Here is a 15,929-nt window from a genome sequence, read left to right on the forward strand (position 1 = left end):
ACTTACTTTTTGTAACTTTCTAAGTAATTATTTAATTGTAATAACAATAGCAATAATATCATAAGTAATACACAAAGAGCTGCAATTTGAAATGCTAGGTTTTTAGAAATACCAGTAATTTCATAACCATGAGACTGTAGTTTAGAAATAACATTTATTACATCAGATTTCTCCGATTTATTTCGAGTTATTTCTTTTAACTCTTCATTTAAAGACCTCTTAGTATTAAATAGCTCTAACTCATTAGTTGATGAAGATTTTCCGCCTAAATCTATATTTGTAGCAGCATTTTCTTTTTTTGCTTTTTCTAAAAGAACGTTTTTATATACAGTTAAAAGTGTATCAGTTTGCGCTAAATTTATACGTAATAAAGAATCCGTTCTGTTTAAATTTTCGTTGTTAAGGTTTCTAACCTTATTAAAATATTCATTCTCTACAATTGAAGAAATAATTACACCACTTAAACTCCCAAAAACATTTTTATCAGTAGCTTTTACCTGTATTTGATGTGTTTTATAATCAAAATCTGTAAAAGCTCGTTTAAATTTTTCAAAAGAATAACTTTTTGCAGTAAGTGTATCTACTTCTAAAATTAAATTATCATAAGCAGTAATTATATCATTTTCACTTTTTAAAGGAAACATTTCAAATTTTCTTAAAGAAGATGCTTCATCAGTAGATATTTTAAAAGTTTTTGCTAATAAAGGAATGTCTTTTTGTTTAACTAAATCATTATAATATTTTACATTATTATACAGTTGGCGAGAACTCTCAAAGTTGGGTTGCACCAACATATCTGCTCCGTAATGTTGATCTTTATTTACCTCTAAAACAAATCCTATGGTTGCTCCAATAAAAGCAGCTATACCTAATTTTAGACTGTTTTTTTTAACAAACAGCAGTATTTTAATTAAAAAATGAAACAATCCTTTAAATATACTTCCTATAAAAGTAAAAAAGCGTTGAATTCCGTTACCTAAAATTACAAACAAAGAACCTATTTCTATTTCTTCGTCGTTGTTTTTTGGATTGTTTGACATAGTTTAACTATTAAAAAATTTGTTCTAATATTTTTTGTGTAATTGCATATGTAGGCGTAACTCCGCTCATTCCTAATCCGCCAGAAGCTAAAGTAGCACCTGTTTCTAGAGGATTATCTGATGCGTAATATGCATAGCGTACTTTTACATTTTCTGAAATATTTCCTCTAATTTTAGAGGCAGATTGTATTGCTTTTTGGTAATGAGCACCTTCCATTTCTAAACCAATTACATTCCAAGTAGAATCGTGGAAAAACTTTAAAAGCTCTTTGTTTTGTAATGAGGTTCCTAAAACCGAAACCATTGATCCATCAAAAGATTTAACTCCAAAACCTTCTAAATCTTCTCTAGATAGTTCGTTTTTAAATGGATAATTATCTGCAGTTCCTTCAAAAATATGTGAAGAAGGAATCATAATATCTCCTTTTCCACCCTCTAAAATACCAGCTTTACCCATTATTGAAACAGATTTTACATCTAAATGAATTTTTTCTCCATTAACTTTGTATGGTTTTAAAAGCTCGTCCATTGTTTCATATGCTTGTTCTCCAAACGCATAATCCATAACAATAATTACAGGTTTTTCTCCTTTAGAATATTGTTTTTCAAACGGTACATTTGTAAAATCGATACAATCAGTATCTATAATTTGTACATTAATATTTGTGCCAGATTTATCTTTTAAATAAATAAGACCATTTTTAGAAGCGTAGTTTTTAACCTTTGTTTGTAAAGGCTTACTATCATTATCACTTAATAATTCATATAAACCAAAACCAGTATGTTTTTTAGCTTCAGAAGGTAAAGCGTTGTGTGCATAAATAGAATTTAAAACACTGTGCATATTTGCACTAATTATATGAATTGGTCTTTGTAATAAATTGTTATCTAACAATGTTTTCTTAATGTCGTTTGCCCAAATTTCTCCATAAATATGATGCCCAATTTCTTCAATTAAAACAGAACTAAATGTTACAGTACGTTTGTTATTGTCTAAAGTTTCATTAATAGCTAATTTACCTAACCAATATATTATTTGAAAAAAGCGATCCGGGTTTTCTTCACTAGAAAAAGTATTGTAAATATTAGCTACTTCTTGGTAAGTTCTACCTAAAATATTACCTAGATGTACTGTTGTTACTTCTCTTTCTTTTTCTGTTAATTTTTTATTGTTAAGTACAACGTCTTCTAAATTAACCCATTCTCTTGTGTAGGTTTTATTTTCATTTAGTAAAACACGTTCTTTTATCTTATGAGATTCAATAAATAAAAAAGTAAGGTGTGTTAAAATATCATAGATTTCAGATCTTCCTCTGGTAATCTCAATATTCATTTGATCTTTGTCAATTCTATAACAGTTTCTTCTTCTTTTAGGAGGAATTATTGCTTTAAAATGCGAATCCTTGTAGCCTTCGTCTGCAGTTAAATTTATAAACTGACATTCTTCAATTCCTTCTGGCAAACGTTCTATTACATATACTAAACCGTTTAATTCTACACGATCTTCTGCAATAGAACCATAAATTTCTGGACGTAAAGAAAGTAATGATTTTCTTAGCGTTTCTCCAGAAACTCCCATTGGTTTGTAAAAGCCACGACTAAATAAGTGGCGCATTGTTATGTATAAAAGTTCAATAGCGTTAGTAGATTCTTGTGCTCTTGTACGGTCTTTATGTTTTGTTTGTGACATTTTTTAAAATTAATTGGTAAAGGTAAGAACTTTTACTTACTCAAAATAGTATTCATTTGTGAAGCATTATTAAGTATTTTAACAGCTTCTTTTATAGTTTCATCAAACGTTAAATGATGTTTGTACATTCCTTTTTTATAAAATTTTTGTTCTAAAATTTCATTTTGAAGTATTTCTGATAAAACATCTTGATTTTTGGCAATTTCTGCTACTTTTTCTTGTTTTAATTTTTGTTGAATTTTCTCGTAATCACTAGAGATAAAACCATTTTTTTCAACTGAGCTATAAGCTTCTTTAAATAACCTTTCTTGTTTGGTAACAAATGTTGTGTCTTGTGTAAGAAGGTAATTTTTAAATTGATTAAAATCTGTATTTGAAAACGTGTAGTTTTCTATACTTACAGCATTGTTTTTAGCTAAATAATCTGTAGAAAAATGAAAAATTGCTCTCGATTTTATTAAATTTTCTGTTGCTGCTGTTTTTTTAGTGCGTTCTATTTTTATGTCTGGTGTAACGCCACCACCATCATAAACAGGTCTTCCGTTAGTAGTAGTAAATTTGTTTACGGTTCCGTCAGAAAACTTTGGAACTTCGCCTGTTTTTGAGTCTCTATTTCCGTAGTCTAGTTCTTGAATACATCTTCCGCTTGGTGTGTAATATTTAGAAATTGTAATTTTTGCTTGTGTTCCATAGCTTAGCGGAAAATAACGTTGTACCAACCCTTTTCCAAAAGAACGTTCTCCTAAAATAACGGCTCTATCATAATCTTGTAGCGCTCCTGAAACAATTTCTGATGCTGAAGCAGAACGTCCGTTTATTAAAACTACAATCGGAATTTCTAAATCTAAAGGAGCTTTATTTCCTCTATAAGTGCTACTGTTAGCTTGCGTTTTACCACGAGTTTCTACTACTTTACTTCCTTTAGGAACAAAAAAGTTAACAATGTTTATGCTTTCTCTCAACGATCCTCCAAGGTTTCCTCTTAAATCTAAAACTAGTTTTTTCATTCCTTTTTCTTTCAAAGAAAGAAAAGCTTTTTTTACTTCGGAAGACGCAATTGCATTAAACCTTGTTAAAACAATATAACCAGTTTCAGTATCTATCATATTAGAAAAAGGAACCGGATTTATTACAACTTTATCTAATTGTAAATTAATATCTAAAGTTGTTCCATTTCTGTTAACTTTTAAAGCAAGTTTCTTTCCTGGAATACCTTTTAAAATTGAAGAAAGTTGTTCGCGTTCTAAACCTTCTAAATTTTGATTGTTTACATTAAAAATAATATCTCCAGCTTTTAAACCAGCTTTATCTCCAGAAAAACCTTCGTAAACTTCTGAAACTGTAATTCCATTTTTATCATAAAAAGTAGCAATTCCAATTCCGCCATATTCACCTTCTCTTCTAATTTGAGCATCTTCTACATCTTGCTCGTTAAAGAAATTGGTGTAAGGATCTAAGTTTTTAAGAGTGTTTTTTATGGATTTATCTGTTAAATCTCCTGGGTTAATTTCATTTATATAATTTATATTTAACTCTTTAAATAACGTATTATATATTTCTATTTGTTTTGCTATTTCAAAAAAAGGTGATTGCTTAAAAGCAAAAGAAATTGCTATTAAAACCACTAAAAATAAGCCTGTAGTTTTTTTATTTTTCATCATTTTCTTTTTCTATTTTTTGGATGAATTTAGCAAGTAAACTCTCCATTTTAGTCTCAATTTCAGTATAAGGAACTTCCTCTTTGGCAAGATACGAAATCATATAAACATACGGTTTTTCTACAGCGTTGTATACCGTGTGTTTTTGTTTTCTATAACTTTCTCTTAGTAATCTTTTAATTCTATTTCTGTCTACAGCGTGTTTAAAATTTCTTTTAGAAACAGAAACACCAACTTGAGCAGGAAAACTAGAAGTATGTTCCGTTTGAAGGTAAACAATTCGTAATGGATACGATTTTATAGAAATACCATCTTTGTATAGTTTTTCTATTAATTTTTTGCTTTTTAGGCGCTCTAATTTCCCTAGTGTAAATTTCATCTTTTACAAACATACCAAAACAAAGCTAAAAAATCATTTTTATTCCTATTTTTACAATATAAAACTAAGAATATAGCAACGTATGAAACCAGATTTATTTCAAGCTCCAGATTATTACAATATAGATGATTTACTTACTGATGAACATAAATTAGTTAGAGATGCATCTCGCGAATGGGTAAAAAAAGAAGTTTCTCCAATTATTGAAGACTATGCACAACGTGCAGAATTTCCAACACAAATTATTGGAGGTTTGGCAGAAATTGGTGCTTTTGGACCTTATATTCCAGAAGAATATGGTGGTGCAGGTTTAGATCAAATTTCATACGGTTTAATTATGCAGGAAATAGAACGTGGAGATTCTGGTGTTCGTAGCACATCTTCAGTGCAATCTTCTTTAGTAATGTATCCAATTTGGAAATACGGAAATGAGGAGCAACGTAAAAAATATTTACCAAAATTAGCTTCTGGAGAATGGATGGGAAGTTTTGGTTTAACAGAGCCAAATCATGGTTCTAATCCAGGCGGAATGGAAACTAAGTTTAAAGATATGGGCGACCATTATTTATTAAACGGCGCAAAAATGTGGATTTCTAATGCACCTTTTTGTCAAATTGCTGTTGTTTGGGCTAAGAATGAAGAAGGAAGAATTCACGGACTTATTGTGGAACGTGGTATGGAAGGTTTTTCTACACCAGAAACGCATAACAAATGGTCATTACGTGCTTCTTCAACTGGAGAATTAATTTTTGACAACGTAAAAGTTCCGAAGGAAAACTTATTACCAAACAAATCTGGTTTAGGCGCGCCGTTAGGTTGTTTAGATTCTGCCAGATATGGAATTGCTTGGGGCGCAATTGGTGCTGCAATGGATTGTTATGACACTGCTTTGCGTTATTCTAAGGAAAGAATGCAATTCGGAAAACCAATTGGTCAGTTTCAATTACAGCAGAAAAAATTAGCGGAGATGATTACAGAAATTACCAAAGCACAATTACTAGCTTGGCGTTTAGGTGTTTTACGAAATGAAGATAGAGCAACATCTGCACAAATTTCTATGGCAAAACGAAACAATGTAGATATGGCAATAAAAATAGCCAGAGAAGCAAGACAAATGTTAGGCGGAATGGGAATTAGTGGAGAATATTCTATAATGCGCCATTCTATGAATTTAGAAAGTGTAATTACCTATGAAGGTACACACGATATTCATTTATTAATTACAGGTTTTGATGTTACTGGTTTGAATGCTTTTAAATAGAAAGATAAATTCTTTTATAATATTGAAAAGCATCGTTTAAAAACGATGCTTTTTTTATTTCTTAGTTTCTAAACCATCAATACTTTCTGAATTTTTTTCTTGAATGTAGGTTTGTAATTCTTCTTCTGTTTTTGAAGCTGCCCAATCATTTAACTCGTTTCTTTCTCCTTTGTATTCGTAAAAGGGAATTGACATTCCACAAGAAGATTGAGTAGAATCTATGGTCATTACAAATATTTGACGTGTTCCAGGAATCTCAGGAAAATTAACTGCTAAATCAGTCCAGTTTTCATCTTTTGGTAACACTTCAATAGCTGTTCCGTAGAGCCTCAATATATTTGGAGCACCTTCAAAAGCACACATCATAATGGTCATTTTCCCATTTTCTAATAAATGCGCAGAGGTTTCATTTCCGCTTCCAGTAACACTTAGCCAAGCAACTGTTTTTTCATCTAAAACTCTAAAAGAATCCATTCCTTTAGGAGATAAATTAATACGTCCATCTTTAGGAGCGGTTGCTACAAAAAATAGTTTTTGCGCTTCAATAAAGGCTTGTATTCTCTTGGTTATTTTATTTGTAAATTTTGCCATTAGTCAATCCAGTTTTTAGTTCTTTCAACAGCTTTTTGCCATTTTTTATACAATCTCGTTTTTTTTTCTTGAGAAAAAGTAGGCGAAAATGTTTTATCAATTTTTCTTCTTTTAAGAATGTCTTCTTGTTTCCATAAGCCAACACAAATTCCGGCTAAATAAGCAGCGCCCATAACCGTTGTTTCAATAATTTCTGGTCTTTCTACTTCAGCATTTAACATATCTGCCTGAAACTGCATTATTAAGTTATTTGCACATGCGCCGCCATCAACTTTAAGAGAGGTTAATTGTACTTCGCTATCTTTTTGCATTACGTCTAAAATATCTTTTGTTTGATAGGCTAAAGACTCTAATGTGGCTTTTATTAAATGATTTTTTCCAGTATCTCGTGTTAACCCAAAAACGGCACCACGCGCGTACATGTCCCAATACGGAGCGCCTAAACCAGCAAATGCAGGAACAACCACAACAGGATTTTCGTCTTTAACCAAACTTGCTAATTTCTCACTTTCTTTTGCCGAACTGATAATCTCTAAACCATCTCGCAACCATTGTATTGCAGAACCTGCTACAAAAACACTTCCTTCTAAAGCGTAATATACTTTATCGTTTATTCCCCAAGCAATTGTAGTTAACAATCCGTTTTTTGAGTATTCTAATTCTGTTCCTGTATTCATTAACATAAAACAACCTGTTCCGTAGGTGTTTTTTGCTTCCCCTTTATTAAAACACGCTTGTCCAAAAAGTGCTGCTTGTTGATCTCCTGCAATTCCTGCAATCGGAATTTGGTTTCCATCCAGTTCATAACTTCCGAAGTTAAAAGAAGAGGGTTTTACTTCTGGTAACATCGATTTTGGAATGTTTAATTCTGTAAGAATTTTTTCATCCCAACATAAATTTTTAATGTCGAATAACATGGTTCGCGAAGCATTACTGTAATCTGTTGCGTGTACTTCACCGTTGGTTAAATTCCAAAGTAACCAAGAATCAACAGTTCCGAAGAGTAAATTTCCATTTTCTGCTTCTTTTTGTGCACCTTCAACATTGTTTAAAATCCAATTGATTTTTGTTGCTGAAAAATAGCTATCAACTACTAAACCTGTTGTTTTTTTAATATGGTTTTCTAATCCGTTTTTCTTTAATTCTTCGCAAATATCCGCAGTTCGTTTGTCTTGCCAAACAATTGCATTATAAATAGGTTTTCCTGTATTTTTGTTCCATACAACGGTAGTTTCACGCTGATTTGTAATTCCGATTCCAACAATTTCTGAAGGTAAAATATTAGCAATTGCTATCGCTTTTTTTAAGGTTGAAAGTTGGCTTTCTAAAATTTCTAACGGATTATGTTCTACCCAACCAGAATTAGGAAATATTTGGGCAAACTCTTGTTGTGCCATTCCTACAATTTGCCCGTTTTCGTTTACAATTACCGAACGAGAACTTGTAGTTCCTTGATCTAAAGCTACGATATATTTATTTGTCATTTGCTACATAAAATAAGAACAGCAATTTACAAAATATGAAATAAGAAAAACAACCTAAAAGTATAGACATTAATGTATACCTTTAAAATCTTAAAAAAAGTATTTTATGGAGTATGGTTTTTTATCAGTTTTACCGCCAATAGTGGCAATTATATTAGCATTACGAACTAAACAAGTTTATATAGCGCTATTATTTGGTATTTGGTTTTCTTGGTTAATTATTGAAGGTTGGAATCCAATTGTTGGAACAATGTCTATGATTGAAGGAATGGTAGATGTTTTTCAATCTAAAGGAAACACCAGAACCATAATGTTTAGTGCTTTAGTTGGCGCTTTGTTAATATTTATTCAGTATTCTAAAGGTGTTGAAGGTTTTGTAAACCTGCTTCAAAAATGGATGGTAAAATTTGAAAACAAAAAAGCAGGTCATAGTAGAGTAATGGTGCAGGTTTTAGCAACTCTAACGGGTTTGTTGTTATTTGTTGAAACAAGTATTAGCTCTTTAACAGTAGGAACTTTATACAGACCAATTTTTGATAAACTGGGTATTCCGAGAGAAAAACTCGCCTATATTGCAGATTCTAGCTCAGCTCCTTCATCTATTTTAATCCCATTTAATGCTTGGGGCGCATTTATTATGGGTTTATTGTTAACGCAAGGAATAGAAAAACCATTTTCGGTATTGATTAGTTCTATTAAATATAATTTTTATCCGTTGTTGGCAATTGCGATTGTTTTTATTGTGATTTTCTCAAAAAAGGACTTTAAATTAATGGCTAAAGCCGAAAAAAGAACCAAAGAAACTGGCGAGTTAATGAATCCAAACTCTAAGCCAATGGTTTCTGATGAAGTAACTTCGTATCCGCCAAAAGAAGGTATAAAAGCAAAAGCCTATAATATGATCGTACCTTTATTAGTGATGGTTTTTATGATGCCAATAAATTTAATTTATACAGGTTGGAGTGCTGTAGAAAGTTCTACATCATTTTTAAATCACGTGCAACAAGCTATTGGAAATGGCTCTGGTTCTTCATCAGTATTATATGCAGTAATAACTGCACTTTTAGTAGCAATGATTATGTATTTTATTCAAGGAATAATGAAGCCAAAAGAAATGGTGAGTTTAACCTTAAAAGGAATTAGTGAGTTAATGCCTTTAGCGCTATTAATGTTGTTGGCATTTGCTATTGGAGATGCTTGTAAGGCATTAGAAACAGGTGTTTATGTAGCTGATGTTACTAAAGATTGGTTATCGCCTGAATTATTGCCTGCAGTAGTTTTTATCATTAGTTCATTTATTGCCTTTTCTACAGGAACTTCTTGGGGAACTTTTGCTATAATGTTGGCAATTTCTGTACCCATGGCAAACATTCATGGTTCTGATATTACTATAATTGTGGCCGCAACTTTAGGTGGCGGGATTTTTGGAGATCATTGTTCTCCAATTTCAGACACGTCTATTATTGCATCAATGGCATCTGCAAGTGATCATATAGATCATGTAAAAACACAATTACCTTATGCACTAATTGGTGGAGTAATTACCGTTATTATGTATTTGATTATTGGTTTTATGGGGTAATTATTTCGCTAAAATTCCACGTTTTTTAATTACAGAAATCATACGTAAAGCACCTTCTTTAATAGTGTCTTTTTCGAATAGAAAAGTTTTGTCGTATAAAGTGTTTCCTTCAAAAAAAGTAACCTGAAAACGATTGTGTAGTTTGAATAATTCTGGTTGAATAAATTCAATTTTAGCAAAAGAATTTGCAGGTAAAACATCTAACTTTTTACGCATTAAAGAGGTTGTTTTTGTTTCAGAAAAACCTTGTGTAACAATTACAACCATTTCTAAATCAACTTCTTTTTTATTGATGATGTAAACGTTCCAATCGTCTGTTTTATAAATATCATTGTATTCATAAACAACAGCAACTTCTACGTCTTTAACTTCAGGAATTTTAATATCTTTTTTCAAATCAAAATTATTATAATACAGACTTAAATTGTTCTAAGAAACGTTTATCGTTTTCATAAAACATTCTAATATCTGGTATTTGATATAATAACATGGCAATTCGTTCAATTCCCATTCCAAAGGCATAACCAGAGTATTTTGTTGGGTCAATATTGGCATTTTTAAGAACGTTTGGATCTACCATTCCGCAGCCCATAATTTCTAACCAACCTGTTCCTTTGGTAATTCTATAATCGGTTTCAGTTTCTAATCCCCAATAAATATCTACTTCTGCACTTGGCTCTGTAAAAGGAAAATAAGAAGGACGTAAACGAATTTTAGATTTACCAAACATCTCTTTTGTAAAGTATAGAAGTGTTTGTTTTAAATCTGCAAAAGAAACATCTGTATCAATATATAAACCTTCAACTTGATGAAAAATACAGTGCGCACGAGCAGAAATATCTTCATTTCTAAAAACTCTTCCTGGAGAAATTGTTCTAATTGGTGGCTCGTTTTCTTCCATATAGCGAACTTGTACAGAAGAAGTATGTGTTCTTAACAAAGTATCTGGATTTTTGTCAATAAAAAAAGTATCCTGCATATCTCTTGCTGGATGATATTCTGGTAAATTTAAGGCAGTAAAATTATGCCAATCATCTTCAATTTCTGGACCTTCAGAAACGGTAAAACCAATTCTGTTAAAAACCTCAATAATTTGATTTTTAACCAATGAAATTGGATGACGAGAACCTAGTTCAATAGGTTCAGACGGGCGTGTTAAATCGCCATAAACTCCTTTTTCTTCAACAGCGTTTTCTAAAGCCTCTTTTAAAGAAGCTACTTTAGCTTCTGCAGCTTGTTTTAAGGTATTAATTGTTTGCCCAAATTCTTTCTTTTGGTCGTTAGGCACGTTTTTAAATTCAGCAAATAAATCTTTTAAGATTCCTTTACTTCCTAAAAACTTAATTCTGAATGCTTCAATTTCTTCCGAAGAAACTCCAGAAAAAGCATTTACATCACCAATCAACTCTTTTATCTTGTCTAACATTACATCAAAATTAAGTTGCAAATTTATGGTTTTTAAATGAAAATAGTAATTGTTTTTTGGAAGACTTCAAATGGTGTAAAATAAATTTTAAAATTAAATTAAAAACAAGAAAAAAACTATATTTGTTGTGTAAATTATCATAATCATAAAAATATATAGTTAAAATTATGGAGTCTAAAATAAATGATTTTATGGATTACGTTAAAGAACGTAATACAAATGAACCTGAATTTTTACAAGCTGTTCATGAAGTAGCAGAAACTGTAATTCCGTTTATAGAGGACAACCCTAAGTATCAAGGGAAAAAACTATTAGAAAGAATGGTAGAACCTGAGAGAACATTAATGTTTCGTGTACCTTGGGTTGATGATAGTGGAGAAACACAAGTTAATAGAGGTTATAGAGTAGAGTTTAATTCTGCAATTGGACCTTATAAAGGAGGTTTACGTTTTCATTCTTCTGTAAACTTATCTATTTTAAAATTTTTAGGCTTCGAACAGGTATTTAAAAACTCACTAACTACTTTACCAATGGGTGGAGGAAAAGGTGGTTCTGACTTTAATCCCAAAGGAAAATCGGATAGAGAAGTTATGGCATTTTGTCAAGCTTTCATGTCAGAATTATTCCGTCATATTGGAGCAAATACAGATGTACCTGCTGGTGATATTGGTGTTGGAGGAAGAGAAATCGGATTTATGTTCGGTCAATATAAAAAATTACGCAATGAGTTTGTTGGTGTTTTAACAGGAAAAGGTCCAACTTGGGGAGGATCTTTAATTAGACCAGAAGCAACAGGTTACGGAAACGTGTACTTTGCACAAAACATGTTAAATGCTAAAGGAGATTCTTTTGAAGCAAAAACAGTAGCGGTTTCAGGTTCTGGAAATGTGGCTCAATATGCTACTGAAAAAGCAACAGAGTTTGGTGCTAAAGTAGTTACGATGTCAGATTCTTCTGGATATATTTATGATGCTGAAGGTATTGATACTGATAAATTAGCATTTATTATGGAAATTAAAAATGTTAGAAGAGGAAGAATTCACGAGTATTTAGAAAAATATCCAAAAGCAAAATTCTTTAAAGGAGAAAGACCTTGGGGAGTAAAGTGTGATATTGCTTTGCCATGTGCAACTCAAAATGAGTTAAACGGAGCAGAAGCTAAAACATTAATAGAAAACGGATGTATTTGTGTGTCTGAAGGAGCAAATATGCCTTCTACTCCAGAAGCTATTGAAGCATTCCATGTTGCAAAAATTTTATTTGCTCCAGGAAAAGCATCTAACGCTGGTGGAGTTGCAACATCTGGTTTAGAAATGAGTCAGAATTCTTTACGTTACAATTGGACAAGAGAAGAGGTTGATGCTAAATTACATGGAATTATGAATGATATTCATGCTTCTTGTGTAGAATATGGAACACAAGCAGATGGTTATGTAGACTATGTTAAAGGCGCAAACGTAGCTGGGTTTGTTAAAGTAGCAGACGCTATGCTAGACCAAGGAGTTGTATAACAAAATCTTAATAAAATAAAAAAGCGCTTCATTTTTGAAGCGCTTTTTTATTTTAAATAATTTATATATTGTATGTCAATAATCAAAGGAACTAATATGAAAGAAAATATAATAGAGAATTTAAAATCTTACGCTTTTAAAGAAGTTACTTTCGATAAGTTAATGAAGAAAAGAATTAATCAAGTATTAATTGTTTGTTCTAATTATGACTTTTACATGCTTGAAGAAGATGGTAGAATTGAAGAACGAATTTTTAACGAATATACATCTTTAAACTTAAGATATCCTCCAAATTTTGTGCATGCTAATTCAGCTAAAAGAGCTATTAAGATGATGAATTCGCATAAAATTGACATTGTTATCACTTGGTTAGATATTGGTAATTATAAAGCATTTGAAACATCAAAAATAATTAAGGAAGCTTTTCCAAATGTGCCAATAGCAGCATTAAGTCATCACTCATCACAATTAAGAAGTAAACTACAAAAAGGAAATACAGGCATTATAGATTTTGTTTTTCATTGGAACGGGAATGCAGATATCTTTTTAGCCATTATAAAATTAACTGAAGACAGAATGAATGCTGAAGTTGATATTAATGGAGTTGGTGTAAAGGCAATTTTATTAGTAGAAGATTCGCTTAAATTTTATTCAAGATATATTCCACTTATATATAAAGTTATTCTTAAACAAACCCAACAAATAATGTCTGAAGGGTTAAATGAGCAACGGAAAATGCTGCTAATGCGAGGAAGACCAAAAATTTTGTTAGCTACAACTTTTGAAGAAGGAATACATTTGTTTGATACTTATAAAGATAACTTGTTAGGTGTAATATCGGATGTAAATTATTTTAAAGATGGAATTAGAAATAAAGAAGCCGGATTTTTATTCTTAAAATATGTGCGAAATTATAAACGATATTTTCCATTTTTAATTCAATCTTCAGACGAAAATAATGAAAAAAGAGCTTTAGAACTTAAGGGAAAGTTTTTATACAAACATTCCGAAACATTAGGCGTAGATATAAGAAACTATATTGTTAAATATTTTGCTTTTGGAGATTTTGAATTTTGGGATCCAACGCAAATGAAAGTCTTAGCGGCAGTTAAAGATTTAAGCGAATTTCAAAAAGCTATAAAAATAGTTACAGAAGATTGTTTAATGTATCATGCAACAAGAAGTGAATTCTCTAAATGGTTAAAATCGAGAGCGCTTTTTCCTTTAGCAGATTTATTAAGTACAATTGAGCATAGCGATTTTGAAAACAGCAATCAAATTAGAGCGTTTTTAATTAACGCTATTAAATTATATAGAACTTACAGGTCTAGAGGTGTAATTGTAAAATTTAACAAACATAAATATGATGAGTTTGTTGGCTTTGCAAGAATTGGAGAAGGAGCTTTAGGAGGAAAGGGAAGAGGTTTAGCCTTTATAGATTCATTCTTAAAGAGAAATAATTTATATAATAAATATAAAGATGTAAGTATAACAATACCAAGAACTGTTGTAATAAGTACAGATGTTTTTGATCAATTTATTGACACGCATAAATTAATTAAATTTGTTGCTGAATGTTCAGATGATGATAAAATTTTAAATGAATTTATTTCTAAAGACTTGCCAGAATGGGCTTTAGAAGACATTAAGGCATTTTTACAAACTACAAATTGCCCAATTGCAGTAAGATCTTCGAGTATTTTAGAAGATTCTAATTACCAACCTTTTGCAGGAGTTTTTTCTACTTATATGGTTCCTGACTCAGAAATCGATAAAAAAGTTGAAATGGTTTCTAATGCCATTAAGTCTGTTATAGCATCATCTTTTTTCGAAAACAGTAAACTGTATTTAAAAGCTATATCGCATACTATAGAAGAAGATAAAATGGCGGTAATTTTACAAGAGGTTACTGGTAAACAATATCAAGATGTATATTACCCAAATATATCTGGAGTAGCACGTTCTATTAACTTTTATCCTATTGGAGATGAAAAACCAAACGAAGGAATTGCTAATATTGCTTTAGGTTTAGGTGAATTAATTGTAGGTGGAGGACAATCTTTACGTTTTTCTCCATATCATCCCAAAAAAGTACTACAATTATCTTCTCCAGGCTCTACTCAAAGAGATACACAGCAACATTTTTATGGTTTAGATTTAGACCCAAATAGTTATAAAACATCTACTTCGGAATCGGTTAATAAAAAGAGAATAACCATTAGAAAAGCAGAAAACCATGGATCTTTAAAGTTTGTAGCTTCTACTTATGATTTACAAAATAACTCGATTAGACCAGGTGTAATGCACGATGGAATTCGGGTAATTACTTTCGATAATATTTTAAAGTACAATACTTTTCCGTTACCAGAAATTTTACAAGAATTACTACGAATAGGCCAACGAGAAATGAGGAATCCTATAGAAATAGAATTCGCTGTAAAACTAGATGTTCCTTCAGGAAAACCAAAAGAATTTAGTTTTTTACAAATAAGACCTATTGTAGAAAGTGTAGAAACAGTTAGTAAATTACCTGAAAAATTAGAAATTTCAGACACCATAATTTATTCTGAATCTGCCTTAGGAAATGGTAAGTATGAAAATATTTGTGATGTAGTTTACGTAAAACCTAACACATTTAATCCTGCCAATACAAGAGATATAGCAAAAGCAGTAGAAGAGATTAATAAAAAATTTATTGAAGCAGATAAACCTTACATTTTGGTTGGTCCTGGACGTTGGGGTTCTAGTGATTCTTGGTTAGGAATACCAGTACTTTGGTCACAAATTTCAGCAGCAAAAATAATTGTAGAATCTGGTTTAAATGATTTCAGAATAGATCCAAGTCAAGGAACGCACTTTTTTCAAAATTTAACATCCTTTAAAGTGGGTTATTTAACTATAAATCCATTTATAAATGACGGTTTTTTTGATGTAGAATATTTAAATGAAAAGGAGGCCGTTTTTGAAGATTCTTATTTACGCCATATTTCATTTAAAAATCCATTAACAGCTGTTGTTGATGGAACTAATAATAAAGCAGCAATTTTTAAAGCGGGTATTTCATTACAAGATTTACAAATAAATGAAGAAAAAACAGAGGAAGAATTACCACCAGAGGGATTTATGTAAAAATGATTATATGACAAAAAACAACCGTTATTATCTTGTTTAAATTACATATTCTTATAAAAGAGTTGTTTTTTTGTTAAAGATTAAAAACACAACAAAATATGTTGATTAAAATTCAATTTTAAAAATGTATTTTTGTTATCAAAATTATACTATAAATAGTTGTTAATTATATTAA

At 30.8% G+C, this 15,929-nt stretch carries 12 protein-coding genes; 4 read left to right on the plus strand and 8 right to left on the minus strand.

Annotated elements, in window-relative coordinates:
* Positions 1-2: 2 nt before the first annotated feature.
* From L1S33_RS03295 to rnpA, 4 genes are read right to left on the minus strand one after another with little or no spacing between them, the layout of a single operon-like run.
* The gene (locus L1S33_RS03295) at positions 3-1,040 is read right to left on the minus strand and encodes a hypothetical protein (protein ID WP_240561222.1); all 1,038 of its coding nucleotides are present in this window, start codon (positions 1,038-1,040) and stop codon (positions 3-5) included.
* A 10-nt stretch (positions 1,041-1,050) separates the two neighbouring features.
* Positions 1,051-2,730, minus strand: coding sequence for a DUF6909 family protein (locus tag L1S33_RS03300; protein WP_240561223.1), 1,680 nt, complete (start codon positions 2,728-2,730; stop codon positions 1,051-1,053).
* A gap of 32 nt (positions 2,731-2,762) precedes the next feature.
* Positions 2,763-4,391, minus strand: coding sequence for a S41 family peptidase (locus L1S33_RS03305; protein ID WP_240561224.1), 1,629 nt, complete (start codon positions 4,389-4,391; stop codon positions 2,763-2,765).
* Positions 4,378-4,767 carry a ribonuclease P protein component gene (rnpA, locus tag L1S33_RS03310; RefSeq protein WP_072556387.1) on the minus strand — a complete coding sequence of 130 codons (390 nt, stop codon included), beginning with the start codon at positions 4,765-4,767 and terminating at the stop codon, positions 4,378-4,380. Before rnpA ends, L1S33_RS03305 begins: the two co-directional genes overlap by 14 nt.
* Positions 4,768-4,849: 82 nt before the next feature.
* Here rnpA and L1S33_RS03315 point away from each other — a divergent pair, with 82 nt between their 5' ends.
* The gene (locus L1S33_RS03315) at positions 4,850-6,028 is read left to right on the plus strand and encodes an acyl-CoA dehydrogenase family protein (RefSeq protein WP_240550985.1); all 1,179 of its coding nucleotides are present in this window, start codon (positions 4,850-4,852) and stop codon (positions 6,026-6,028) included.
* 54 nt (positions 6,029-6,082) lie between these two features.
* On the opposite strand, the gene L1S33_RS03320 is transcribed toward L1S33_RS03315, so the two are convergent.
* Both L1S33_RS03320 and glpK read right to left on the minus strand, forming a co-directional pair.
* Complete coding sequence (locus L1S33_RS03320) at positions 6,083-6,619, minus strand: pyridoxamine 5'-phosphate oxidase family protein (protein WP_240561225.1); 537 nt, start codon at positions 6,617-6,619, stop codon at positions 6,083-6,085.
* Complete coding sequence (glpK, locus tag L1S33_RS03325) at positions 6,619-8,103, minus strand: glycerol kinase GlpK (protein WP_240561226.1); 1,485 nt, start codon at positions 8,101-8,103, stop codon at positions 6,619-6,621. The genes L1S33_RS03320 and glpK overlap by 1 nt, the downstream gene beginning before the upstream one ends.
* A gap of 106 nt (positions 8,104-8,209) precedes the next feature.
* On the opposite strand from glpK, the gene L1S33_RS03330 reads away from it, so the two are divergent.
* Complete coding sequence (locus tag L1S33_RS03330; protein WP_240561227.1) at positions 8,210-9,685, plus strand: Na+/H+ antiporter NhaC family protein; 1,476 nt, start codon at positions 8,210-8,212, stop codon at positions 9,683-9,685.
* Here L1S33_RS03330 and L1S33_RS03335 read toward each other — a convergent pair whose 3' ends face one another.
* Positions 9,686-10,081 (minus strand): hypothetical protein, encoded by a 396-nt coding sequence (locus L1S33_RS03335; protein WP_240561228.1) that lies wholly within the window; start codon positions 10,079-10,081, stop codon positions 9,686-9,688.
* 10 nt (positions 10,082-10,091) lie between these two features.
* On the minus strand, positions 10,092-11,111 hold the full coding sequence (gene pheS / locus L1S33_RS03340) for a phenylalanine--tRNA ligase subunit alpha (RefSeq protein WP_240553016.1): 1,020 nt from the start codon (positions 11,109-11,111) through the stop codon (positions 10,092-10,094).
* A 167-nt stretch (positions 11,112-11,278) separates the two neighbouring features.
* Here pheS and gdhA point away from each other — a divergent pair, with 167 nt between their 5' ends.
* Positions 11,279-12,622: an NADP-specific glutamate dehydrogenase gene (gene gdhA / locus L1S33_RS03345; protein ID WP_240561229.1), complete on the plus strand. Its 1,344-nt coding sequence runs from the start codon at positions 11,279-11,281 to the stop codon at positions 12,620-12,622.
* A 96-nt stretch (positions 12,623-12,718) separates the two neighbouring features.
* On the plus strand, positions 12,719-15,751 hold the full coding sequence (locus L1S33_RS03350) for a PEP/pyruvate-binding domain-containing protein (RefSeq protein WP_240561230.1): 3,033 nt from the start codon (positions 12,719-12,721) through the stop codon (positions 15,749-15,751).
* Positions 15,752-15,929: the final 178 nt, after the last annotated feature.

The sequence above is a fragment of the Tenacibaculum aquimarinum genome (assembly GCF_022478115.1).
Taxonomy (GTDB): Bacteria; Bacteroidota; Bacteroidia; order Flavobacteriales; family Flavobacteriaceae; genus Polaribacter; species Polaribacter aquimarinum_A.

Bases quoted from the DNA above. Each gene is read 5' to 3' on its own strand.
- rnpA (WP_072556387.1), bottom strand. From the start codon at position 4,767: ATGAAATTTACACTAGGGAAATTAGAGCGCCTAAAAAGCAAAAAATTA.
- L1S33_RS03320 (WP_240561225.1), bottom strand. From the start codon at position 6,619: ATGGCAAAATTTACAAATAAAATAACCAAGAGAATACAAGCCTTTATT.
- L1S33_RS03350 (WP_240561230.1), top strand. From the start codon at position 12,719: ATGAAAGAAAATATAATAGAGAATTTAAAATCTTACGCTTTTAAAGAA.
- pheS (WP_240553016.1), bottom strand. From the start codon at position 11,111: ATGTTAGACAAGATAAAAGAGTTGATTGGTGATGTAAATGCTTTTTCT.
- glpK (WP_240561226.1), bottom strand. From the start codon at position 8,103: ATGACAAATAAATATATCGTAGCTTTAGATCAAGGAACTACAAGTTCT.
- L1S33_RS03330 (WP_240561227.1), top strand. From the start codon at position 8,210: ATGGAGTATGGTTTTTTATCAGTTTTACCGCCAATAGTGGCAATTATA.
- L1S33_RS03315 (WP_240550985.1), top strand. From the start codon at position 4,850: ATGAAACCAGATTTATTTCAAGCTCCAGATTATTACAATATAGATGAT.
- L1S33_RS03300 (WP_240561223.1), bottom strand. From the start codon at position 2,730: ATGTCACAAACAAAACATAAAGACCGTACAAGAGCACAAGAATCTACT.
- L1S33_RS03305 (WP_240561224.1), bottom strand. From the start codon at position 4,391: ATGATGAAAAATAAAAAAACTACAGGCTTATTTTTAGTGGTTTTAATA.
- L1S33_RS03295 (WP_240561222.1), bottom strand. From the start codon at position 1,040: ATGTCAAACAATCCAAAAAACAACGACGAAGAAATAGAAATAGGTTCT.
- gdhA (WP_240561229.1), top strand. From the start codon at position 11,279: ATGGAGTCTAAAATAAATGATTTTATGGATTACGTTAAAGAACGTAAT.